The 22,853-nt window shown below is 43.4% G+C and carries 19 protein-coding genes and 1 riboswitch; of the genes, 10 read left to right on the top strand and 9 right to left on the bottom strand.

Features of this window, described 5'->3' with window-relative positions; genetic code table 11:
* Positions 1–66: 66 nt before the first annotated feature.
* The 3 genes from mgtA to uvrA all read right to left on the bottom strand — a co-directional run bounded on the left by mgtA (position 67) and on the right by uvrA (position 7,013).
* Positions 67–2,727, bottom strand: coding sequence for a magnesium-translocating P-type ATPase (gene mgtA / locus M1F97_RS05100; protein WP_247944419.1), 2,661 nt, complete (start codon positions 2,725–2,727; stop codon positions 67–69).
* Positions 2,728–2,922: 195 nt separating this feature from the next.
* A riboswitch (M-box (ykoK) riboswitch) is annotated at positions 2,923–3,074 on the bottom strand.
* Between the two features lie 53 nt (positions 3,075–3,127).
* Positions 3,128–4,189, bottom strand: coding sequence for a M24 family metallopeptidase (locus tag M1F97_RS05095; protein WP_247944418.1), 1,062 nt, complete (start codon positions 4,187–4,189; stop codon positions 3,128–3,130).
* Positions 4,182–7,013, bottom strand: coding sequence for an excinuclease ABC subunit UvrA (gene uvrA, locus M1F97_RS05090; RefSeq protein WP_247944417.1), 2,832 nt, complete (start codon positions 7,011–7,013; stop codon positions 4,182–4,184). The genes M1F97_RS05095 and uvrA overlap by 8 nt, the downstream gene beginning before the upstream one ends.
* Before the next feature lie 136 nt (positions 7,014–7,149).
* On the opposite strand from uvrA, the gene M1F97_RS05085 reads away from it, so the two are divergent.
* From M1F97_RS05085 to M1F97_RS05070, 4 genes are all read left to right on the top strand, one after another.
* Positions 7,150–8,094, top strand: coding sequence for a magnesium transporter CorA family protein (locus tag M1F97_RS05085; protein WP_247944416.1), 945 nt, complete (start codon positions 7,150–7,152; stop codon positions 8,092–8,094).
* Between the two features lie 11 nt (positions 8,095–8,105).
* Positions 8,106–8,783, top strand: coding sequence for a DUF1129 domain-containing protein (locus M1F97_RS05080; protein WP_247944415.1), 678 nt, complete (start codon positions 8,106–8,108; stop codon positions 8,781–8,783).
* Between the two features lie 141 nt (positions 8,784–8,924).
* A complete protein-coding gene (locus M1F97_RS05075) occupies positions 8,925–9,959 on the top strand; it encodes a S66 family peptidase (RefSeq protein ID WP_247944414.1) in 1,035 nt (344 codons plus the stop codon).
* A 73-nt stretch (positions 9,960–10,032) separates the two neighbouring features.
* The gene (locus M1F97_RS05070; RefSeq protein WP_000166112.1) at positions 10,033–10,296 is read left to right on the top strand and encodes a SemiSWEET family transporter; all 264 of its coding nucleotides are present in this window, start codon (positions 10,033–10,035) and stop codon (positions 10,294–10,296) included.
* 83 nt (positions 10,297–10,379) lie between these two features.
* Here M1F97_RS05070 and M1F97_RS05065 read toward each other — a convergent pair whose 3' ends face one another.
* Entirely contained in the window at positions 10,380–10,943 is a 564-nt protein-coding gene (locus M1F97_RS05065; protein WP_247944413.1) for a DNA-3-methyladenine glycosylase I, read from the bottom strand.
* A gap of 9 nt (positions 10,944–10,952) precedes the next feature.
* Positions 10,953–11,546 (bottom strand): Holliday junction branch migration protein RuvA, encoded by a 594-nt coding sequence (gene ruvA / locus M1F97_RS05060; RefSeq protein ID WP_247944412.1) that lies wholly within the window; start codon positions 11,544–11,546, stop codon positions 10,953–10,955.
* Between the two features lie 158 nt (positions 11,547–11,704).
* Between ruvA and M1F97_RS05055 the strand changes: the two genes are divergently transcribed.
* A complete protein-coding gene (locus tag M1F97_RS05055) occupies positions 11,705–12,202 on the top strand; it encodes a helix-turn-helix domain-containing protein (protein WP_247944411.1) in 498 nt (165 codons plus the stop codon).
* 150 nt (positions 12,203–12,352) lie between these two features.
* On the opposite strand, the gene mutL is transcribed toward M1F97_RS05055, so the two are convergent.
* A complete protein-coding gene (mutL, locus tag M1F97_RS05050; RefSeq protein ID WP_247944410.1) occupies positions 12,353–14,302 on the bottom strand; it encodes a DNA mismatch repair endonuclease MutL in 1,950 nt (649 codons plus the stop codon).
* A gap of 208 nt (positions 14,303–14,510) precedes the next feature.
* Between mutL and M1F97_RS05045 the strand changes: the two genes are divergently transcribed.
* Entirely contained in the window at positions 14,511–14,951 is a 441-nt protein-coding gene (locus tag M1F97_RS05045) for a LytTR family DNA-binding domain-containing protein (RefSeq protein ID WP_247944409.1), read from the top strand.
* On the top strand, positions 14,948–15,406 hold the full coding sequence (locus M1F97_RS05040) for a DUF3021 domain-containing protein (RefSeq protein ID WP_247944408.1): 459 nt from the start codon (positions 14,948–14,950) through the stop codon (positions 15,404–15,406). The genes M1F97_RS05045 and M1F97_RS05040 overlap by 4 nt, the downstream gene beginning before the upstream one ends.
* Positions 15,407–15,446: 40 nt before the next feature.
* On the opposite strand, the gene mutS is transcribed toward M1F97_RS05040, so the two are convergent.
* Positions 15,447–17,981, bottom strand: coding sequence for a DNA mismatch repair protein MutS (mutS, locus tag M1F97_RS05035; RefSeq protein ID WP_247944407.1), 2,535 nt, complete (start codon positions 17,979–17,981; stop codon positions 15,447–15,449).
* Between the two features lie 50 nt (positions 17,982–18,031).
* Positions 18,032–18,487: an arginine repressor gene (gene argR / locus M1F97_RS05030; RefSeq protein WP_125848003.1), complete on the bottom strand. Its 456-nt coding sequence runs from the start codon at positions 18,485–18,487 to the stop codon at positions 18,032–18,034.
* A gap of 147 nt (positions 18,488–18,634) precedes the next feature.
* On the opposite strand from argR, the gene argS reads away from it, so the two are divergent.
* The 3 genes from argS to M1F97_RS05015 all read left to right on the top strand — a co-directional run bounded on the left by argS (position 18,635) and on the right by M1F97_RS05015 (position 22,225).
* Positions 18,635–20,323: an arginine--tRNA ligase gene (argS, locus tag M1F97_RS05025; protein ID WP_247944406.1), complete on the top strand. Its 1,689-nt coding sequence runs from the start codon at positions 18,635–18,637 to the stop codon at positions 20,321–20,323.
* Positions 20,324–20,521: 198 nt separating this feature from the next.
* Positions 20,522–20,767, top strand: coding sequence for a MarR family transcriptional regulator (locus M1F97_RS05020; protein ID WP_247944405.1), 246 nt, complete (start codon positions 20,522–20,524; stop codon positions 20,765–20,767).
* Positions 20,768–20,962: 195 nt separating this feature from the next.
* Positions 20,963–22,225: an NRAMP family divalent metal transporter gene (locus M1F97_RS05015; protein ID WP_247944404.1), complete on the top strand. Its 1,263-nt coding sequence runs from the start codon at positions 20,963–20,965 to the stop codon at positions 22,223–22,225.
* Positions 22,226–22,309: 84 nt separating this feature from the next.
* On the opposite strand, the gene nrdI is transcribed toward M1F97_RS05015, so the two are convergent.
* Positions 22,310–22,780, bottom strand: coding sequence for a class Ib ribonucleoside-diphosphate reductase assembly flavoprotein NrdI (gene nrdI / locus M1F97_RS05010; RefSeq protein ID WP_000724238.1), 471 nt, complete (start codon positions 22,778–22,780; stop codon positions 22,310–22,312).
* Positions 22,781–22,853 lie beyond the last annotated feature (73 nt).

The raw sequence follows: 22,853 nt of genomic DNA, 5'->3' as shown, positions 1-22,853 counted from the left end.
CGACCTATTTTTAAAAAATTTTAACTTTTTTAGCGATTTCCGTACTTTTTTCTTGACAAAATCAATTTATAGCCAACTTTTAAATTTTTTGATATACAATCGTTTCACAACTGTAACACTGATCATATAGAGAACGATGATCAAAAGCAAAAAGAGGAAATAAATTGGTTCCAAAGAGGTTAAATGAAGCAGGCTAGCAATTGAAGAGTAGGGAAGGAAGGTCACAAAACTAGCTGCTAGCAAGGTTGTTGCAAGAACAAACCATGATGGACGACTTTGCAAGAAAGGAAGTTTTGCTGAACGAAGCATATGGATGACCATGGTTTGGGACCACATGGATTCAATGAACCAACCTGTCTGGAACAAAATGATAAAGGCCGTTGCAGACTCTGCTCCGTGAACATAGGCATGACCTGTCGCCATCGGTACAATGACAAAATAGAGCAAGATAAAGGTCAAAATATCAAAGGCAGAAGAAATCGGACCCATCCAAATCATAAAACGAGTAATAGACTTAGCCTCCCACTTATGAGGATGTTTCAAAAAGTCTTCATCCACATTATCAAATGGCAAGGCAATACAAGAAAGGTCGTAGACTAGGTTTAACACAATCAAGTGAATCGGAGCCATAGGGAGGAAAGGTAAAAAGATACCAGACACTAAGAGTGACAGAATATTCCCGAAATTAGAGCTGACCGTCATCTTGATATATTTGGTCATGTTGGCATAGACTTTGCGTCCTTCAACCAGCCCTTTTTCAAGCACCATCAAATCCTTATCTAGCAAAATGACATCAGCCGTTTCTTTGGCAATATCTACTGCTGTATCAACAGAAATCCCCACATCGGCTACTTTCATAGATGGGGCATCATTGATCCCATCTCCCATATAGCCGATACAATGTCCATTAGATTTGATTTGTAAAATGATTCGTGCTTTTTGATCCGGAGAGAGTTTAGCAAAGACAGTCACCTTCTCAACTGCTTGGGCCAACTCTTCGTTCGTCATGGCGTCAATATCAGAACCCAACAAGATTTGATCAACGTCTAAACCAACTTTTTCGCATACTGCTTGGGTTACCTTTTCATTGTCCCCCGTCAAGATCTTTGTTTGAACGCCGTGTTCTAACAAAGCTTGAATAGCAGGTGCTGCTGATGGTTTTGGTGGGTCTAAGAAGGCAAGATATCCTGTTAGAATCATCTCTTTTTCATCTTCAACGGAGTAAGCAAAACCTTCTTTTAGACCTGTTTTATAGGCAACTCCCAAGACTCGCAATCCCTGTTGATTGAGTTGATCCACTTCTTTTAAGATTCCCACTCGGATATCATCCGTCAGAGGGCTAATCTGACCTTGATATTCCACATGGGTTGAAATCGCAAGCATCTCCTCTAGGGCACCCTTGGTTACCAAGCTAACAACTTCATTTTCATCCTTGACGATGACACTCATCCGTCTGCGTTCAAAGTCAAATGGAAGTTCATCGATTTTTTGGAAGCTAGTATCCAAATTTTGTAGAATAGCGTGTTCTTTAGCTTCTTTTTCAGTTCTACTGATAATGGCACGGTCCATCAAGTTTTTCAAACCGGTTTGAAAATAGGAATTGAGATAGGCACGTCTCAATACAGACAAATCCAAATCTCCATGTATATCCAAAGGATATTCAAGGACAATTTCGTCTTGAGTAAGGGTTCCAGTTTTATCCGTGCATAAGATATCAATAGCACCTAAATCTTGTATAGCATTGAGTTTTTTGATGACGACTTTTTCCTTGGCCATGATAATGGAGCCTTTTGCTAAACTTGCCGTGATAATCATGGGAAGCATCTCAGGTGTGAGTCCGACACCCACACTCAAGGCAAATACGCCAGCTTCTAACCAATCCCCATCTGTCAAGCCATTGGAAAGAAATACGATAGGAACCATGACTAACATCAAACGGATTAAGAGCCAAGAGATGCTGTTCATCTCCCGTTCAAAAGAGGTCGGTTCGTCATAAGTATTGAGAGTCTGCTCGATTTCCCCCATCATGGTGTCATCACCGACCGCTAGAATCAAAGCCTTGGCACTTCCTGATATCACATTGGTTCCCATAAAGGCGAGCGCTTCTGCTTCTAACAGACTATCAAAGTTTGACTGACTCATTTTTGACAAGGCCAGTTTTTCAACCGAGTCACTTTCGCCTGTCAAGCCAGACTGTTGAACAAAGAAATCGCGCGATTCAATTAAAATGAGGTCTGCTGGAATCATATCCCCAGCACTCAATTTGACTATATCTCCAACGACCAAATCTTCAATTGCTACCTCTAAACTCTGGCCTTCGCGAATTACTGTGGCTGTGTTCACAATCATTTTTGATAGATTGGTCGCCGCCTTATCGCTCCGTAATTCTTGTACAAAGCGTATACCACCAGAGATCAATACGAGAACGACGATGATGATAGAGGTCGTTGGATCCTCTTGCCCAGGCTTCGCCAACCAGACATTGGTCACCATGGAGATCATGGCGATGACCAGCAAGATGATTGTAAATGGATTGATAATAGATTCGTAAATCTTTTTGAGGATACTGTCTTCTTGACCCTTGGTGATGGTGTTTTCGCCATATAGGTCACGATTTTTCTCCACCTGCTCCCCAGTCAAGCCTGTTAGACTTGTCTTATAAAAAGATAGAGTCTCGTTTAAAGGTGTGTGAATAGCTGCTGCTAATCTTTCTTTTGTAGTTTTCATTGGTTTCTCCTATCTGTATGAATGATGTGTTTCATACACAGAGACCAATCACTTTATAAGGGCAGAACGACACAAATCAGCGATTGGCTGTGTATGTGCGGTTCTGGGTGGTCGTCAATTTGCATCGTCTGTCTCCTTTCCCTGTTCTAAAACAGTAGAAAATCCTGCCATAAAATGGCAGGATTAAAAAACTAATTATCTGTTTTTTCGTTCAAGCTTTAACTCTATAGGGCAATGAAATGAGCTTAGTCTTGGCCTTCGCGACCAGGACTGTTGACCAACGAGTAGTGTCTCCACTGCTTTGCGGTAGTCATCCGTATCCCTATGGTAGCCTCACCTACCGTTTTCGTCTATCAGTATAAACCTTTAAAATATAAAAGTCAACGATTTATCTCATTTTTTAGATAACAATCAATTCTTTTGGAGCAAGGGTCAATAATTCGTAACCTATCTCCGTAATCAAGATATCATCCTCGATACGAACCCCGTATTTACCTTCAATATAGATACCCGGTTCATCAGTCAAGACCATACCAGATTTAATGACTTCTTTGGAAGTTTGGCTAAAGTAAGGTTCTTCGTGGATATCCAGTCCGATACCGTGTCCAATACCGTGAGTAAAGTAGTCGCCATAGCCTGCCTCGATGATAATATCACGAGGAATTTTGTCAAAGTCGCGGAAACCTAGACCTGCCTTGGCATGGTCAATCAAGGCTTGATTGGCTTTCAAAACTGTGTTGTAGATTTCTGCTTGCTCGTCACTGACATGACCTAGATAAATGGTCCGTGTCATATCACTCACATAGTGGTCGTAGAGACAACCGAAGTCCATGGTAATGGCTTCGCCAAGCTCTACTGGCTTATGCATAGGATGAGCGTGGGGTTTGGAAGAGTTGATACCACTTGCTAAAATGGTATCAAAAGACAAGCCGGCCGCTCCTAGCTCACGCATGCGGAAATCAAGGAAGTTGGCAATCTCAATCTCTGTCTTTCCTGGTTTGATAAAGTCAAGTGCATCACGGAAAGCTTGGTCTGAGATTGAACAAGCCTTGCGAATAGTCGCAATCTCTTTCTCATCCTTAATCATACGAAGCGCTTCAACAAACTGAGTCTGCGGAAGCAAGTCAATCCCTGTAAAAGCTGCCTGCATACGGTGGTAATAAGAGACCGAAATCTCGTCCTCAAAACCGACGCGAGACAAGCACATATCCTTAACAATGCCTGCAATGACAGCCAATTCATCACGGTCAGCCACAATCTCAAAACCTGTCACTTCTTGCTTAGCTGCAATGATATAGCGAGAGTCTGTCACCAAGACCTGACGGTCACGGCTGATAAAGACTGTTCCGTTTGACCCCCAAAAACCAGTCAAATAATAGACGTTTTTAAGGTTGTTGATGATGATACCATCCAGTTCTTTTTCTTGCATTTTAGCTAGAAATGCTTGTACACGTTTATTCATGATGTAACTTTCCTTTCAAATAGTGTCCTGTGTAGCTGGCGTCATTTGCCGCTACTTCTTCTGGAGTTCCTGTTGCGATGATGGTTCCACCACCAACACCGCCCTCAGGTCCCAAGTCGATGATATGGTCTGCAGTCTTGATAACATCTAGATTGTGCTCGATGACGAGTACTGTATTGCCATCGTCGACAAAGCGAGCTAAAACCTTGAGCAGACGAGCGATGTCCTCCGTATGAAGTCCTGTCGTCGGCTCATCCAGAATGTAGAAGGACTTACCTGTTGAGCGTTTGTGGAGTTCACTAGCTAACTTCATACGCTGGGCTTCTCCCCCTGAAAGGGTTGTAGCTGGTTGTCCTAGCGTTACATAGCCCAACCCCACATCCTTGATAGTCTGGAGTTTGCGTTGAATCTTAGGAATGTGTTGGAAAAATTCAACTGCATCGTTAACGGTCATATCCAAGACTTGCGAGATATTCTTTTCCTTATAGTGAACTTCTAGGGTTTCACTGTTGTAGCGGGTTCCGTGGCAGACTTCACAAGCCACGTATACATCTGGCAAGAAGTGCATCTCAATCTTGATAATCCCGTCACCTGAGCAGGCTTCACAGCGACCACCCTTAACGTTGAAACTGAAACGGCCCTTTTTATAGCCTCGAATCTTAGCTTCATTTGTCTGGGCAAAGAGATCACGTATATCGTCAAAAACTCCTGTATAGGTAGCTGGATTGGACCTCGGCGTCCGTCCGATTGGGCTCTGGTCAATGTCAATCAAGCGGTCTACATGCTCAATCCCCGTAATCGTTTTAAACTTACCAGGTTTGTCTGAGTTACGGTTGAGTTTTTGAGCAATGGCTTTTTTGAGGATGCTGTTGATTAAGGTCGACTTCCCTGAACCCGATACCCCCGTTACTGCGATGAATTTCCCTAATGGAAAGCGAGCCGTGACATTTTGCAAGTTGTTCTCACGCGCTCCTGTCACTTCGATAAAGCGACCATTTCCAGCACGGCGGTCTGCTGGCACTGGAATCGCTCTTTTTCCTGACAAATACTGACCTGTGATAGACTTGCTGTTGCGAGCCACCTGTTTGGGCGTTCCTGCAGCAACAATCTCCCCACCAAAAACACCGGCACCCGGACCAACGTCAATCAGATAATCCGCCTCACGCATGGTATCTTCGTCGTGTTCCACCACGATGAGAGTATTGCCTAAGTCACGCATCTTTTTCAGACTAGCAATCAGGCGGTCATTATCCCTCTGGTGAAGACCGATGGACGGCTCATCCAGGATATAAAGGACACCTGATAGATTGGACCCAATCTGGGTCGCCAAGCGAATACGCTGACTCTCCCCACCTGAAAGGGTTCCTGCCGAACGCGACAGGGTCAGATAGTTAAGCCCCACGTTATTGAGGAAGGTCAAGCGATCCTTGATTTCCTTGAGAATGGGACGAGCGATGATGGCTTCATTTTCAGACAAGGTCAGCTGCCTCACCAACTCCAAATGGTCTGCGATAGACAGGTCTGAGATTTCTCCAATATGTGGCCCTTGCTCGCCACCCACACGAACAGACAAGGCCTGGTCATTGAGACGGTAGCCATGGCAAGTACCGCAGGTTAGCTCATTCATGTAGAGACGCATCTGGGTGCGCGTGTAATCACTATTGGTTTCATGGTAACGACGCTTGATATTACCAATCACTCCTTCAAAAGGAATGTCAATATCGCGCACACCACCAAATTCATTCTCATAGTGAAAATGGAATTCCTTGCCATCAGAGCCGTAGAGAATCAAGTTTTTATCTTCTTCTGACAAGTCTTCAAATGGCTTATCCATATCCACCCCAAAGGCTGTCATGGCCTGCTCTAGCATGTTTGGATAGTAGTTAGATGAGATAGGATTCCAAGGTGCCAAAGCCCCCTCACGTAGCGTTTTGCTGGTATCAGGAACCACCAAGTCAACATCCACCTCCAGCTTGATTCCCAAACCATCACACTCACTACATGAGCCAAACGGTGCATTGAAGGAGAAGAGACGAGGCTCTAACTCTGGCACAGTAAAGCCACAAACTGGACAGGCGTAATGCTCAGAGAACAGCAACTCAGAATCGTCCATTGTATCGATAATCACATAGCCTTCTGCGATACGAAGGGCAGCCTCGATTGAGTCAAAGAGGCGGCTACGAATGCCCTCCTTGATGACAATACGGTCAACCACGACATCGATATTGTGTTGCTTACTCTTAGACAGCTCAGGCACTTCGGTCACATCATAGACTTCCCCATCCACTCGGACGCGTACATAGCCGTCTTTCTGAACCTTTTCAATGACACTCTTATGTTGCCCTTTTTTCTTACGAATGACAGGAGCTAAGATTTGCAGACGTTGGCGTTCTGGCAATTCCAAGACCTTATCCACGATTTGCTCTACAGAAGAGGCCTTGATAGCCCCGTGCCCGTTGATACAGTAAGGCGTCCCCACACGTGCGTAAAGGAGACGCAGATAATCATTAATTTCAGTCGTTGTTCCAACGGTCGAGCGTGGGTTTTTACTAGTGGTTTTCTGGTCGATGGAAATAGCTGGGCTAAGACCGTCAATGGCATCCACATCTGGTTTTTCCATATTGCCCAAAAACTGACGAGCATAGGCTGATAGACTCTCTACATAGCGACGTTGTCCCTCCGCATAGAGGGTATCAAAGGCCAGACTGGATTTCCCAGAACCTGACAAACCAGTCACGACGACCAGCTTGTCTCGTGGAATCTCCACATCAATATTTTTTAAGTTATGGGCACGTGCCCCATGAATCACAATTTTATCTTGCATCTTTGTTCTTTCTAGTCCATTATTGCTTTCCATTATACCAAAAAATGTGAAATTCTATTACCCAAAAAGCTGTTTTTATAGTATAATAGTACGGTGCAAAAAATGAATCACTGAATAGTAGGAAAGGATAGGGGATATGAAACAAGTTTTTCTCTCAACAACAACTGAATTTAAAGAGATCGACACGCTTGAACCGGGTACTTGGATCAACCTCGTCAATCCTACACAAAATGAATCACTGGAAATTGCCAACGCCTTCGATATCGACATTGCCGACCTTCGAGCACCACTCGATGCGGAAGAAATGTCCCGTATTACCATCGAAGATGAGTATACTTTGATCATCGTGGACGTTCCCATTACAGAGGAAAGAAACAATCGCACCTACTACGTAACGATTCCGCTGGGGATTATTATCACCGAGGAAACTATTATCACCACCTGCTTGGAACCCCTCCCTGTTCTCGATGTCTTTATCAACCGTAGACTGCGTAACTTTTACACCTTCATGCGTTCGCGCTTTATCTTCCAGATTCTCTACCGCAACGCTGAGCTTTACCTAACAGCCCTTCGTTCGATCGACCGTAAGAGCGAACAAATCGAAAGTCAACTTCACAAATCTACTCGAAACGAAGAACTGATCGAACTCATGGAATTGGAAAAGACCATCGTCTATTTCAAGGCCTCACTTAAGACAAATGAGCGCGTGATTAAGAAATTGACCAGCGCAACTAGCAATATCAAGAAATACTTAGAGGACCAAGACCTACTCGAAGATACCCTGATCGAAACCCAACAGGCCATCGAGATGGCAGATATCTATGGAAACGTCCTTCACTCTATGACAGAGACCTTTGCCTCTATCATTTCCAACAACCAGAACAATATCATGAAAACCTTGGCACTTGTGACCATTGTCATGTCTGTCCCGACCATGATCTTCTCTGCCTATGGGATGAACTTTAAGGATAATGAAATCCCTCTGAACGGTGAGCCACACGCCTTCTGGTTAATCGTCTTTATCGCCTTTGCTATGAGTGTTTCGCTCACTCTCTATCTCATCCATAAAAAATGGTTCTAAGAGGAATCCCTATGTCTCAGATTGATTTACAAAAACTAACCAAGAAAAACCAAGAGTTTATCCACATCGCTACCCAACAATTTATCAAAGATGGCAAAACAGATACTGAAATCAAGGCTGTCTTTGAGGAAGTTATTCCTAAAATCCTTGAAGAACAAGCCAAAGGAACGACAGCTCGTTCCCTATACGGTGCTCCAACTCACTGGGCTCACAGCTTCACTGTCAAGGAGCAATATGAAAAAGAGCATCCAAAAGAAAATGACGATCCAAAACTCATGATTATGGACTCAGCCCTTTTTATCACCAGTCTCTTTGCATTGGTTAGCGCTCTAACTACGTTCTTCTCTAGAGATCAGGCTATTGGCTATGGGTTGATTACCCTCTTGTTGGTTGGACTTGTAGGAGGAGTGGCCTTCTACTTGATGTACTACTTTGTCTACCAGTACTATGGACCAGACACAGACCGTAGCCAACGTCCTCCATTCTGGAAATCAATCCTCGTAATTTTGGCCTCTATGGTCCTTTGGTTGGTTGTCTTCTTTGCAACAAGCTTCCTACCAGCCAACCTCAATCCAGTCCTTGCTCCATTGCCTTTGGCTATCCTAGGGGCTGCCCTTCTCGCCCTTCGCTTCTATCTCAAGAAACGTTTCAATATCCGAAGTGCAAGTGCGGGCCCATCACGTTACTAAGATAATAAATAAGCAACTGCTCAGGCGGTTGCTTTTCACTTGCTTTCTTGATATCCAATAAAACTTCTGACTCTAATCCCTATAGTTTTCTCTCACCTTTTGTGATAAAATAAGCTCAATCAATTTCTAGGAGGGTGAGATATGGTTTCTATTATTGGTATCGTGAGCTTGTCTAGTGGCATTATCGGAGAGGACTTTGTCAAACACGAAGTGGACTTGGGTGTCCAACGCCTCAAGGATTTGGGACTCAATCCTATCTTTATGCCTCATTCGCTAAAAGGTTTAGACTTTATCAAGGACCATCCTGAAGCGCGTGCAGAGGATTTGATGCAGGCCTTTTCTGATGATAGCATAGACATGATCCTATGCGCCATCGGTGGGGATGATACCTATCGCTTACTACCTTATCTTTTTGAAAGTGACCAACTCCAAAAGGTTATCAAGCCAAAGATTTTTCTTGGGTTCTCGGATACCACTATGAACCACCTTATGTTGCACAAACTGGGAGTCAAGACCTTTTATGGGCAATCTTTTTTAGCAGATATTTGTGAATTGGACAAAGAGATGTTGCCCTATAGTCTCCACTACTTTAAAGAATTGATTGAGACTGGAAAAATCTCAGAAATCCGCCCTAGCGACGTTTGGTATGAGGAACGGACTGATTTTAGTCCCAAGGCCCTGGGAACAGCTCGTATCAGTCATGCAAATACTGGTTTTGACTTGTTGCAAGGAAATGCCCAGTTTGAGGGGACAATCCTCGGTGGTTGCATCGAATCCCTCTATGATATCTTTGACAATTCTCGATACGCAGACAGCACAGTTCTCTGCCAAGAGTACAAACTCTTCCCTGACTTATCCGACTGGGAAGGAAAGATTCTCTTGCTAGAAACAAGCGAAGAAAAGCCTGAGCCTGAGGACTTCAAAAAGATGGTGCAGGCTTTGAAAAAAACTGGGGTATTTGAGGTCATCAGTGGACTCTTGGTCGGGAAACCTATGGATGAAACCTTCTATGACGACTATAAGTTGGCACTATCGGACACCATTGACAGCAATATCCCGATTGTTTGTAATCTAAATGTCGGCCACGCAACTCCAAGAGCCATTGTTCCCTTTGGCGTCCACGCCTATGTAGATGCACAGGAGCAAGTCATTCGCTTTGACTATAACAAAAAATAAACAATTTCTCCATTTTTGTGCTTTTGTATTGATTTTCGCTAATTTCTATGATATCTTTTTGAAGGAGGTAAATATGACTAAACAAAAAATAAATCAAATTGTCGGTTCAATCGGGGCCTTTATCGGGATTATTGTATTTATCGCCTATATCCCACAAATTTTTGCCAATTTACAAGGCAACAAAGCTCAACCATTCCAGCCTTTATCCGCAGCAGTATCTTGTTTAATTTGGGTTATTTACGGATGGACAAAGGAACCTAAGAAGGATTGGATACTAATTATTCCAAACTCAGCTGGCGTTGTCTTAGGTGGACTGACATTTCTTACTGCACTATAAAAGTTACTAGCATATAATCAAAAAGCTGAGGGGAGTTTCTCAGCTTTTTTCTACATTCTCAGATAATTAGATGCCTGCACTCACTAATTTCCGTTTTTCCACTCACAATCATTCTCGTGGTCGTCAATCAGACCTGCTGCTTGTAGAAAAGCTAAAACGGCGACTGGACCTGTGAACTTGAATCCTCGTTTTTTTAGATCTTTGGCTAATTTTTCAGATAAGGCTGTTTTAGCAGGTGCTAGGTGATAGTCAGGAACATCATTCACGATCGTTTTTCCCTCAACAAAGGACCAGAGATAAGCATCAAAAGAACCGTAGGTTTTCTGGACTTGTAAAAATGCTTGAGCGTTGGCACGCGTCGCAAAAATCTTGGCTCTATTTCGGATGATGGCTTGATTCTCTAACAAGGCTTCCAACTCCACATCTGTCATTTCCGCGACCGCCTGAATTTGATAGCCATGAAATGCTTCTCGGAAAGCTTGGCGTTTGTTTAGTACCGTTTCCCAAGACAGACCAGCCTGATAAGTCTCCATACAGAGCAGTTCAAAAAGAGCGCGGTCGTCATGAAGGGGCTTGCCCCACTCCTGGTCGTGGTAGGCGATGTAGAGCGGATTGGTCATCTTGACCCACGAACAACGTTTTGGCATACTATTCTCCTATTTGACCAACATCTTAAGGGCCGACTTGATATAGTTCTCAGCTGTATCTGTCGTTCCTTCAAAGAATTTCTTGATTTTCTTGAGCTCAGTCGCCTTGTAGCCCAGTGCCAACATGGCTTCCATGGCTTCTTCCAGTTCTTGGTTTTCAGCGCTGGTTTGCACTGCCACCTTGGCAGGAAGGTCATCATTAGCCACGACTACCTTGCCTTCCAAGTCTAGCACCATCTGCTGGGCTGTCTTCTTGCCAATTTTAGGGAACTTAGTCAAGTAGGTAATGTTCTTAGTCTCGATCGCCTGAACCAAGCCAGCATTGTCATCGGCAGCGATAATTGCCAAAGCTGACACAGGACCAATCCCTGAAACCGAGATCAAACTGAGAAAGAGCTTCTTCTCATCTTCTGAGCGAAAACCGTAAAGCAGATGCGCGTCCTCACGGACAACTTGGTGCACATAAATCTGGGTCTCTTGATTAACCTGACCTGAGTAAGCATAGGGATTGGCTACATGCAAGATATAACCGATACCATTCGCCTCAAGGACGATGTATTTGGCAGTGATTTTGGTAATGATTCCTTTTAAATATTCGTACATAGTTTTTCTCCATTATTTTGCCTATCTAGTATACCATATTTCCCCAAGACAGACTGCAACAAAAGGTGCAACCTCTGGTTGACAAATAGTACAGGAGATTGTATTCTCATTATAAGTAAAAATTGTTAGGATAGAGGTAGAAAAAGGAGGATAGAATCATGAAACTCGCAGAAAAACTATTTGAGCTTAGAAAGGAAAAAGGTTGGTCCCAGGAAAAGCTAGCAGAACAAATCAATGTTTCTCGGCAAAGTATCTCCAAGTGGGAGTCTGGACAAGTCCTTCCTGAAATCGAAAAAATCATTGAATTAAGCAAGATTTTCCAAGTAACAACTGACTATCTACTACTGGATGAAAACTCTGAAAAAGCTTCCACAGCAGTGATCTGGGAAGAAGACAAGGAAAAATACTATAAAGAAGTTAAATCCTTTGGTCTCTGGCAAGTGACTTATATTTTCGTCTTGGCTCTGGCTACCTATCTCTTTTTAGCCGGTTCTAGTTTTCCAGCCGAGTTCACCGCCTGGATTTGGCTGACCTTCGTTCTCTTGATTGCTTCAGCGATTGCTATCAGCAAGGCTCTCAAAACCAAACAACGTTATCTTGATAAAGTGATTGGTCTTGAGAACCCTTCAAACCAAGACGATTCTGCGAAATCTTGAATCAATTAAATCATATTTCTCAGTACTTTTATAGGACTGGTCCTGTCAAGCAAGTGTAAACCTCATGTCAAGTAAGCCACGCTCAATCAAATTTTCCACCTTAGAAAAGCTAAAAAGCCTTGTTTGGAAAAACAAAGGCTTTTTGTGTTCTTAATATTTCCCTAACTCACGGAGACTGGTATGATTTTCCTGAATGCGTCGGAACATTTTTTCCATATCCGACTTGGTAAAATGCACCAAAACGGGACGTCCGTGGGGACAGTTATAGGGATTGTCACATTGAGAGAGCTGATAAAGAAGCTGTCTGGCTGAGTGGTCATCGATACGATGGTTGGCCTTGATAGACCGCTTGCAGGACATCATAATAGCTAGCTCTGCTCGGTATTTCTTGATCGAAACTTCCTTGGTCAAGAGTAGCATATCACACATTTCATAAATACCAGACTCGATTTCTTCCTCTGCCATCCAGATAGGATGCTCACGCAGGATGAATTGATTTTCTCCGTACTCTGCTAAAAAGACGCCCACTTCCTCTAAGAGAGACATCCTTTCCTTTAGACGAAGGGCATCATCCGCAGGAAATTCAAAGATATAGGGCACTAGGAGTTGTTGCTGACTCTGGTCAACATTGCCGATGCTTTCTCGGTATTCCTCGTACTTAACCCTTTCCTGAGCCGCATGCTGGTCTATGATATAGAGCCCATCTCGCCCTTGGGCAAAGAGATAAGTCCCGTGCATTTGTCCGAAAAACTCCAACTCTGGGAAGCTGGATGATTCTTCTCGCTCCAGCTTGTCATAAGCCTTATCAAGGCTAGCTAGGTCTAACTCAGGATGGTCTAGTTGGTCGTAGTTAACAGGCTTTCTCTCTGCAAAATGCAGTTTTGCTGGTCTAGTCAGCTGGTCCAAGGTTTCCTTGGCAAACAAGGTTAAATCTTTCCCTTCCTCAGTTAATTCAACCTGATGATCAGCCACCTCAGCTTGACTGGGTTTTGAGAGTTCTGTTTTTTCATAGTAGAGCGTATTTTCTTTGAGTGGGAGAATGGTCTGCTCTACCTTTTGACGATTGCGCACGGTCGACTTGGCAAGATTTTCTAAAGCATCAGGGATTAAGGCTTGCTCCTTGAGACTATTTGAAATAGCTTCTGAGACTAGCGCCATCAGTTCTTTTTCCTTGGAAATCCGCACTTCTTGTTTGGTTGGATGTACATTGACATCAGCCAGATAAGGATCGATATGGATGTGAATGACTGCCAGTGGAAAACGACCTACCATGAGCTTGCTACCGTAACCATCAAGAATAGCACGATTGAGCAAGAAGTTCTTGATATAACGACCATTGATGAAGAGACTGATATAGTTGCGGTTGGCTCGGGTTAACTCAGGCAGAGACACAAAACCTGTAATTTCGAAATCTAAGTCAGAGTTTTCAATAGCAATCATCTTTTTCGCACTCGCCAAACCGTAAATCCCTGCGATGGCTTGACGCAGTTGACCAGTCCCTGCTGTCCGCGTCATTTCCTTGCCATCACTGATTAAACTAAAAGAAATCTCAGGATGAGCCAATCCCAGACGATTGACAATATCAATGATATGAGACAATTCCGCTTGCTGGCTCTTCATATACTTGAGACGGGCAGGCGTGTTGAAAAAGAGGTCCTCCACACAAACCTTGGTTCCTACAGGACTAGTCGCTGGGATGATTTCCTCAACTTCTCCCCCACGCGCAACGAGCTTGGTCCCATGACTCGCACCATCCACCGCCGTCAACAGAGTCAGAACACTGACAGAAGCAATAGAAGGCAGGGCTTCACCACGAAAACCAAGCGTCCGAATCCGAAAGAGATCTGCTTGGTTTTTTATCTTACTGGTCGCATGACGACGCAGGGCCAATTCCACCTCATCGTGGGCAATTCCATGACCATTATCGGTGATTTGAATTTTCTTAAGACCAGCTTCCTCAATCTCGATGATAATCTGGCTAGAACCCGCGTCAATGGCGTTTTCTACCAACTCTTTGACCACACTGGCAGGACGTTCGATAACCTCCCCAGCTGCGATCTGGTTTGCCAGCACCTCTGGCAATTCAATAATATGAGACATCTTTCAGCCCCTTTCTGTATCTATTTTCCTAGAAATTGATTAGTGCTATTATACCATATTTCAGATGCTACCAGAAAAAGCAAATACCACATAGACTCCAAATCCCTCCACATAGACAAAGTCCCTTGCCATAGGGAGTAAAATAGTGTTTAATAAAGGTGTACAAGAAGTGAGATTAACTTTGTATAACTGAAAAGGAGGGAAATTTATGAAAGTAGAACTACAGATTAAGGAGACGTACAAGGAAGAAAAGTTGATTGTCCAAGCACCTAAATCAACCGAGAAAGTCCAGAAAATCATCGAGTTCGCTGAAAATCTTGACCAAAAAGAAACAATCAAAGGAAAGATTGATGATCAGGTCTATCTAGTTGAAATTGGCAAGATTCAGCGCTTCTATATAGAAAACCGAAAGGTTCTAGCAGAAACTGCATCTCAGACCTACAGCATTGATTTACGACTCTATCAGGTTCTTGAAATTCTGCCGACCACTTTTATCCAAATTTCCCAATCTGAAATCGTCAATATCGACTCCATCTCTCATCTCAGGCTCACGCCCAACGGTCTGGTTGAAATTTTCTTAAAAAACGAAAGCTTCACCTACTCTTCACGCCGTTACCTAAAAACCATCAAGGAGAAATTAGAACTATGAAAAAACAAGTATTTCACGACGCAGCTGCTGGCGTCCTCATCGGCCTCATCCTCTCTATCATCTTTTCACTCATGTACGCCCCAAATACCTATGCGCCACTGAGTTCCGATTCTCTAATCGGCCAAGTGATGCTTCAACATCAGGTTCACGGTGCCCTCGTCTTGCTCTACTGCACACTTATCTGGGCAGCTATCGGTATTCTCTTCAACTTTGGCAAGCAATTATTCAGCCGTGACTGGAGCATGCTTCGTGCCACACTTTCCCATTTCTTCCTCATGCTGGCTGGCTTTGTCCCACTGGCAACTCTGGCTGGTTGGTTCCCCTTCCACTGGACCTTCTATCTCCAGCTCATTCCAGAGTTTGCGATTGTCTACCTCATCATCTGGGCTATTCTCTATAAAAGAGAGGCTAAAAAAGTGGACCACATCAATCAACTCTTGGCTCATAAAAAGTAATAGAGAAATCCCACTCACAAAGGCGAGAGTGGGATTCTTTTTATAACTTTTGTTTAAGCTCGACCAAGACGTTCATAGCCTGCATAGGTGTCATATTGTATACATCCAATTTAGCTAATTCTGCTAGGATAGGATGCTCTTCAGACGTATCAAAGAGTGACATCTGCTCTGTGACAGCACTTGTTTCTCTCATCGGAGCAGGACTTTCCGTCCCTTGATTCTCCAGTTGGGTCAAAATCTTATCCGCCCTTGCTAAAAGTTCTGCTGGTAAACCAGCAATCTTAGCAACGTGGATACCATAGGATTTGTCAGCTGGTCCTGGTTCGATCTTGTGAAGGAAGGTGACCTGCCCATCCTGCTCCAAGGTTGCCACGTGGACGTTGGCCAAGTGTTCCAAACTGGACTCCAGACTAGTCAACTCATGATAGTGGGTCGCAAAAAGGGTTTTGGCTCCGATATGTTCATGAATGTATTCGATGATGGACTGGGCAAGAGCCATCCCATCATAAGTTGCAGTCCCGCGTCCCAATTCATCAAAGAGAATGAGTGAGTCCTTGGTCGCATGCGAAATGGCATTGTTGGCCTCCATCATCTCTACCATGAAGGTTGATTGACCTGAAACCAAGTCATCTGCTGCTCCGATACGGGTAAAGATAGCATCAAAAATCGGCAAATGGGCGCTTTCTGCCGGCACATACGAGCCTAGCTGGGCCATAACCGCAGTCATGGCTAGCTGGCGCATGTAGGTAGACTTCCCACTCATGTTGGGCCCTGTGATTAGCTGAATACTCGTATCTTCTGCCATCTGGATACTGTTTGGAATATAGGTCTGAGCTCCCATGACCTTTTCGACGACAGCATGGCGCCCTTTCTGGATATCAATTTGTGAATCCTCTCCAAACTCAGGTCGGATCAGATGCTGGGTTTCAGCCACAACTGCTAGACTTTGCAAGACATCAACGGTTGCAATACCTTGGGCTAGAGCCTGCAAACGCTGGATGTACTTGCTGACTTCCTCACGGATACGCATAAAGATTTCATATTCTAGGTTGGCTGACTTCTCACGCGCCTCCAGCATATCTCCCTCGATACGAGCCAACTCCTCAGTCCCAAAGCGTTCAGAGTTTTTCAACGTCGCCTTGCGGAAAAAGTGGGCTGGCACATTTCCCAGTTGCGAATTGGTCACATGGAAATAGTAGCCATCCTTTTTATTGTAGTCAATCTTGAGCGTGCTGATGCCAGAGTTTTCCCTCTCTTTAGCCTCAATCTCAGCAATCCAACTAGTCCCTTCTCTGAGTACTAGGCGGTATTTATCCAAAGTCTCATCAAATCCAGTCCGAATAATGCCACCTTCTGTAATCACATGAGGGGCCTCAGGGGCAATGGCTGCACTAATCAAACTCTCCAACTCAGGAATGGCATCTAACTGTGTGATGAGATAGGCCAGAGCAGGTTGCTCCATTCCTTCTAAAATCGCACGAATCCGTGGCACACTAGATAAGGTAGTCGCCAACTGCAAGAGCTCCTTAGGATTGGTCTTGCCAAAAGAAACCCGACTAGCCAAGCGTTCGATATCATAAACACCCTTGAGACTGTCTGTTAAATCACTGCGCTCAAAGAAGTGGTCAAGAAAGACCTGCACCACCTCTTGACGTTGGACGATTCGTTCCTTATCAATTAAGGGACGATGAATCCAAGAACGCAAGAGTCGCATACCCATAGCTGTTTTGGTTTCATCCAAAAGCCAGAAAAGACTCCCCTGCTTCTTACCTGAACGGGCATTCTCAACCAAATCTAGACTGGCCTTGGTCGCATAATCCATCTGCAAGAAATCTTTGATTTCATAACGGATTACCGGTTTAAGATGGTTCAATTCCCGCATCTGGGTACGGTGAACATACTGGAGCAACTTACTAGCTGCCGCTTGCTCCACAGCTGCTAAACGTGAATCCAATAAATGGATGTCCTCAAAGCCTTCTTTCTCGTAGGAAAGTACCAGATTCATCTGACGACTGAGAATTTGTTCTTCCTCCTCAGACAAGTCATAACCCAGCACGACTTCTCGAGCCTTGAGATTACGGATTTCCCCACAAACAAGGGTAAAGTCCAATAGTCCCGTTACATAAAAATCACCTGTCACCAGATCCATGTAAGCCAGCCCAAACTGATTACCATCACGATCTAAGGCGACCAAGAAGTTGTTTTGGCTGTCTGGCTTACTGCTATCGACCACTGTCCCTGGTGTGATGACCTGAACCACCTCTCGCTTAACAACCCCAACTGCTTGTTTGGGATCTTCCATCTGCTCGGCAATGGCCACCTTATAGCCCTGCTCAATCAAAACATCAATATACTGCTGGGCAGAATGATAGGGGACGCCCGCCATGGGTATCGGATTTTCTGCATTTTTATTACGACTGGTCAGTGAAATCTCTAAAATCTGCGCCGCATTGACCGCATCTTCATAAAACAATTCATAAAAATCACCCATTCGAAAGAGCAAAAAAGCATCTGGATATTGCTTTTTAATATCCACATACTGTTGCATGCCAGGTGATAGCTTTTCTGTCGTCATTTTACGTCTCTCCTTGCCAAAAATAAGGTTTGAGAACAAGTCCCAAAACCCTATCTATCTCTCATCTCTCTCATCAAATCTAGCAAACGCTCTTCCATGAGCTTGGCAACATGCTGGTCTCGACAAATAACCAGTAAGGTATTGGCTCCCGCAACTGTTCCTAAAATCGCCTCGTCCTTATTTTCATCAACAATATTTGCTAAGACAGCTGCTTCTCCCAGCTTGGTATGAAGTACCAAAGTAAACTCTGCTCTCGCAACCCCTTCTAGATGATGCGACAAAAACTCTACCAAATCAATCTTTTCTGTTTCATTCGCTAGCACATAATACACCATACCATTTTTCTTAACCTTGATCAAGCCGATCTCGCGCAGGTCACGAGACAAGGTCGTTTGCGTCACGAAGACATTCCGAACTTCTAGGCGATCTTGGATATCCTTTTGTGTAGCTAGTTTTTCCTCAGTGATCATCTTTTTAATCAACTGGTGTCGTTCTTTTTTTCTCATATCAACCTCTTACATGAATATTTATAACCGATTTCGGGTTTATTTTTAGATATAATTATACCAAAAAAACTGAATAATTCAAAAAAATCTTTCTTCTTTCACTAAATTTATGATAAAATAGAATAAAAGTCCAAAAGGAGCCTACTTATGAGTACAAAAAAACTGATTGCTAGTGAATTGGCTAGCGTCATTGATAGCCTGGATCAAGAGGCTATTTTCAATTTACTAGAACAACCAAAAAACTCTGACATGGGAGATATCGCTTTTCCTGCTTTCTCACTTGCAAAAGTCGAACGCAAAGCCCCTCAAATGATTGCTGCTGAAATCGCTGAAAAAATCAACAGCCAAGCTTTTGAAAAAGTTGTTGCAACTGGTCCTTACGTCAACTTCTTCCTTGATAAATCTGCTATTTCTGGAGCAGTTATCAAAGAGATCATCGAAAAAGGATCTGACTACGCCCAACAAACGGAAGGCAAAGAGCAAAATATCACGATTGACCTATCAAGTCCAAACATCGCAAAACCTTTCTCAGTCGGTCACTTGCGTTCAACTGTTATCGGAGATGCTCTTTCTAATATCTTTAAGAAAATGGGCTACAACACTATTAAAATCAACCACCTAGGAGACTGGGGTAAACAGTTTGGTCTTCTCATGGTTGCTTATAAAAAATGGGGAAGTAAGGAAGCCGTCGAAGCTAATCCGATTGACGAATTGTTGAAATTGTACGTTCGCATCAATGCTGAAATCGAAAATGACCCAGCTCTTGATGATGAAGGACGTCTCTGGTTTAAAAAATTGGAAGATGGCGATCCAGAAGCAACTCAACTTTGGCAATGGTTCCGTGATGAAAGTTTGGTCGAATTCAATCGCATCTACAAACTACTCGGTGTTAAATTTGATAGCTTAAACGGTGAAGCCTTCTACAATGACAAGATGGATGAAGCCGTACAAATCCTTGAAGAAAAAGGTTTGCTAGAAGAATCACGCGGAGCTAGCATTGTTAACCTCGATGATGTTGACCTGCCACCTGCTATGATTAAGAAATCTGACGGTGCAACCCTCTACATCACACGTGACATTGCGACAGCTATCTACCGTGCTCGTACTTACAATTTTGTTAAAAATGTCTACGCAGTTGGTCAAGAACAATCCAACCACTTTAAACAGTTGAAAGCTGTCTTGAAGAAAATGGGATTTGCTTGGAGTGATGATATGGTTCACGTTGACTTTGGTCTTGTAACCAAAAATCGCCAAAAGCTCTCTACTCGTAAGGGAAATATCATCCTGCTCGAACCTACCCTTCAGGAAGCTATCAGCCGTGCCAAAGCTCAAATCGAAGCGAAAAATCCTGACCTCGAAAACAAGGATCAAATCGCCCAAGCTGTTGGGGTTGGAGCTGTCAAATTCTACGATCTGAAGACTGACCGTCGAAATGGTTATGACTTTGATTTGGAAGCAATGGTTTCCTTTGAAGGTGAGACTGGTCCATATATCCAATACGCTTACGCACGTATTCAGTCTCTACTTAGAAAAGCAGACTTCCAACCAAATGCTCAAGCAAGTTACAGTCTAAATGATGCTGAAAGCTGGGAAATTATCAAACTTCTCCAAGACTTTGCCCGTGTCATCAAACGCGCATCTGTTAACTATGATCCATCGCTCATTGCCAAGTATGCAATCAGCTTGGCTCAAGCCTTCAATAAATACTATGCCCACACTCGTATCTTGGATGAAAGTCCAGAGCGTGACAGCCGTCTAGCCCTCAGCTATGCAACAGCTGTTGTTCTCAAAGAAGCCCTTCGTTTGCTTGGAGTAGAAGCACCAGAGAAGATGTAAATCGCCAAAGTTACTTGATTGCAAAACAATCTAAGTGACTAACGCCAAATCCTATACGGACTTTTCAGTTAAAGGTCAAGACCGTCTTGTTTTATCTGTCGGATACCTGTTCCGCTAGTCTAATCACTTAGTTGAAAAGCGAAAATTTCTTTCGCTTTTCTTATGCCTTCAATTTTTTATCAAATCAGGAGAGATTTTATGAGCCAGTATGCTTATATCTTAGTTCTTATCAGTCTTGTCGTTCTTTTTCTTATCAATAAATACGAAAAGGAAAAACTTCAACAACTCCTTCAGGAACAGCTTTTGAAAGACGAAGCTTTCAAAACAGACATACGCGAAAGGATCCAAACAACGGAAAATATCAATGATGTGATTGACTACATCAATAAAGGTTACCGTTTGGGAATCCTGCTTTCTAAGGAAATCACTGAGCAACTGAAATAAGGGAATCCGAGAAGCTTTTTTCTCGGATTTTTTACTCTCATCAATCCCATTTCCTTGTGATAATCATATCTTTCATATGATTTTTCTGAAATTTTCTAAATTTTTCAAAAATTCTCTTGCATTTTTCATAAGTTTCTTGTAGAATAGAACTTATCTATTCAGATTATTCTGAAAATTCAAAAACGGGAGGTTTTTATGTCACAAGTTACTTCATCACACCAATCTACCTGGACAAGCAAGCTGAAAGCAATGGGACCCGGGATCCTAATGGCTTCTGCTGCCGTTGGAGGTTCTCACATCGTATCCTCCACTCAAGCTGGCGGTTCTTATGGATGGTCTCTGCTTCTCTTGGTCATCTTAGCCAATGTTTTTAAATATCCATTTTTCCGTTTTGGTGCTGAATACACAGCAGATACTGGAAAGACCTTGGTTGAAGGCTATGCAGAAAAAGGAAAACTCTATCTCTGGATTTTCTTTATCCTCAATGTCTTTTCTGCCTTGGTCAATACTGCCGGTGTCGCCATCCTCTGTTCAGCTATCATCGCTAGCGCCTTTCCAATGATTGGTCTTAGTATCACTCAATGGTCTCTTATCCTTGTTGCTGTCATTTGGGCCATGCTGCTCTTTGGTGGCTACAAACTATTGGATGGTATGGCCAAATGGATCATGTCTGCCTTGACTATTGCAACTGTTCTTGCCGTCATCATTGCTGCCGTTAAGCACCCAGAATACAGCTCTGATTTTATCGAGAAAACACCTTGGCAAATGGCGGCCCTCCCCTTTATCGTTTCCCTTCTAGGCTGGATGCCTGCCCCTATTGAAATCTCAGCTATCAACTCACTTTGGTCAGCCGAAAAGAAAAAGACCGTCGACTTTAATACAGAGGATGCTCTTTTCGACTTTAACGTTGGCTACATTGGAACAGCTATCCTAGCTGTATTCTTTGTGGCACTAGGAGCACTCATTCAGTATCCTACAGGTCAAGCAGTTGAAGCTGCTTCTGCCAAATACATCTCGCAATTTGTGGGCATGTACGCTTCTGTCCTTGGCGAATGGTCTCGATATTTGATTACCTTCATCGCTTTCCTCTGTATCTTTGGAACAGTGATTACTGTCATCGATGGCTATTCACGTGTCAATCAGGCATCCCTTCAACTCTTGGCAAATCAAAAAGAGGATAATCGTAAATCTTTGAACATCTGGATGACCATCACAGCTATCATCGGTATCGTCATCATCAAGTTCTTTGCCGGTCAAGTTTCAACCATGCTCCGCTTTGCCATGATTGGATCTTTTCTTACAACACCATTCTTTGCCCTTTTGAACTATGTGTTGGTCACAGGTGAAAATAAAAATCTTCCTTCTTGGTTGAAACTCCTCGCTATCGCAGGATTGATTTTCCTCTTTGGATTTGCCATCTTCTTTATCTATGCACTTGCCATCGGAAAAGCAGGTTAGTTCACAAAGCAGCACCCTCGTCTGGGTGCTTTTTTCTGCATTCAAAAGGCAGTTGAGAAAATCCAACTGCCTACTTGAACGATTCTAACTTTCTGAGTCCAATCCATATAAGTCCGCGATAATCGCTGCGACCTTTTTAATATCTCCCAGCATTCCTCTCATTTCAAAGTCAGCCAATACAGGGAAACCAAAGCGCTGGCTGTACTGCTTGGCAGTCAGACAGTATTGGTTATTAAAATTGCGATTACCAGAGCCCACTACACCAAAACACTTACTGGCATTGTCTCCATAGGCGATAAAATCACCCACTGGAGTCGTTAAAATCTCAACATCGCCGTTATCGACACCATTTCCACCTTCTAGATAAGTTGGTAAAAAGGCGACATAAGGATGATCCATTTCAAAGAATTCTTGACCTTCCTTGACTAGATCCTTGATATGGATCTTTTGTACCTCAATCCCTTCGTACTGAGACAGGAGATAGTCCTTGAGTCGAGTTACAAAACTCTCTGTATTCCCACTCAAACTGATATACACTAAGGATATTTTTTTCATTTTGACCTCGATTTTTATGTTTACGATATAAAAAGAACTAACAAGATTGTAACTTGATAGTTCCCTTTTGTCA

This window comes from Streptococcus oralis, assembly GCF_023110435.1.
GTDB classification, from domain to species: Bacteria; Bacillota; Bacilli; order Lactobacillales; family Streptococcaceae; genus Streptococcus; species Streptococcus oralis_CF.
This window is presented reverse-complemented; position numbering and strand designations above follow the sequence as displayed.

Excerpts from the sequence above, each read along its gene's own strand:
- mutS (WP_247944407.1), bottom strand. The coding sequence starts at position 17,981 with ATGACGACAGAAAAGCTATCACCTGGCATGCAACAGTATGTGGATATT.
- M1F97_RS05080 (WP_247944415.1), top strand. The coding sequence starts at position 8,106 with ATGTCTCAGATTGATTTACAAAAACTAACCAAGAAAAACCAAGAGTTT.
- mgtA (WP_247944419.1), bottom strand. The coding sequence starts at position 2,727 with ATGAAAACTACAAAAGAAAGATTAGCAGCAGCTATTCACACACCTTTA.
- argR (WP_125848003.1), bottom strand. The coding sequence starts at position 18,487 with ATGAGAAAAAAAGAACGACACCAGTTGATTAAAAAGATGATCACTGAG.
- M1F97_RS05045 (WP_247944409.1), top strand. The coding sequence starts at position 14,511 with ATGAAAGTAGAACTACAGATTAAGGAGACGTACAAGGAAGAAAAGTTG.
- M1F97_RS05055 (WP_247944411.1), top strand. The coding sequence starts at position 11,705 with ATGAAACTCGCAGAAAAACTATTTGAGCTTAGAAAGGAAAAAGGTTGG.
- nrdI (WP_000724238.1), bottom strand. The coding sequence starts at position 22,780 with ATGAAAAAAATATCCTTAGTGTATATCAGTTTGAGTGGGAATACAGAG.
- M1F97_RS05020 (WP_247944405.1), top strand. The coding sequence starts at position 20,522 with ATGAGCCAGTATGCTTATATCTTAGTTCTTATCAGTCTTGTCGTTCTT.
- argS (WP_247944406.1), top strand. The coding sequence starts at position 18,635 with ATGAGTACAAAAAAACTGATTGCTAGTGAATTGGCTAGCGTCATTGAT.
- M1F97_RS05015 (WP_247944404.1), top strand. The coding sequence starts at position 20,963 with ATGTCACAAGTTACTTCATCACACCAATCTACCTGGACAAGCAAGCTG.
- M1F97_RS05065 (WP_247944413.1), bottom strand. The coding sequence starts at position 10,943 with ATGCCAAAACGTTGTTCGTGGGTCAAGATGACCAATCCGCTCTACATC.
- M1F97_RS05095 (WP_247944418.1), bottom strand. The coding sequence starts at position 4,189 with ATGAATAAACGTGTACAAGCATTTCTAGCTAAAATGCAAGAAAAAGAA.
- M1F97_RS05070 (WP_000166112.1), top strand. The coding sequence starts at position 10,033 with ATGACTAAACAAAAAATAAATCAAATTGTCGGTTCAATCGGGGCCTTT.
- M1F97_RS05075 (WP_247944414.1), top strand. The coding sequence starts at position 8,925 with ATGGTTTCTATTATTGGTATCGTGAGCTTGTCTAGTGGCATTATCGGA.
- uvrA (WP_247944417.1), bottom strand. The coding sequence starts at position 7,013 with ATGCAAGATAAAATTGTGATTCATGGGGCACGTGCCCATAACTTAAAA.
- M1F97_RS05040 (WP_247944408.1), top strand. The coding sequence starts at position 14,948 with ATGAAAAAACAAGTATTTCACGACGCAGCTGCTGGCGTCCTCATCGGC.
- mutL (WP_247944410.1), bottom strand. The coding sequence starts at position 14,302 with ATGTCTCATATTATTGAATTGCCAGAGGTGCTGGCAAACCAGATCGCA.
- ruvA (WP_247944412.1), bottom strand. The coding sequence starts at position 11,546 with ATGTACGAATATTTAAAAGGAATCATTACCAAAATCACTGCCAAATAC.
- M1F97_RS05085 (WP_247944416.1), top strand. The coding sequence starts at position 7,150 with ATGAAACAAGTTTTTCTCTCAACAACAACTGAATTTAAAGAGATCGAC.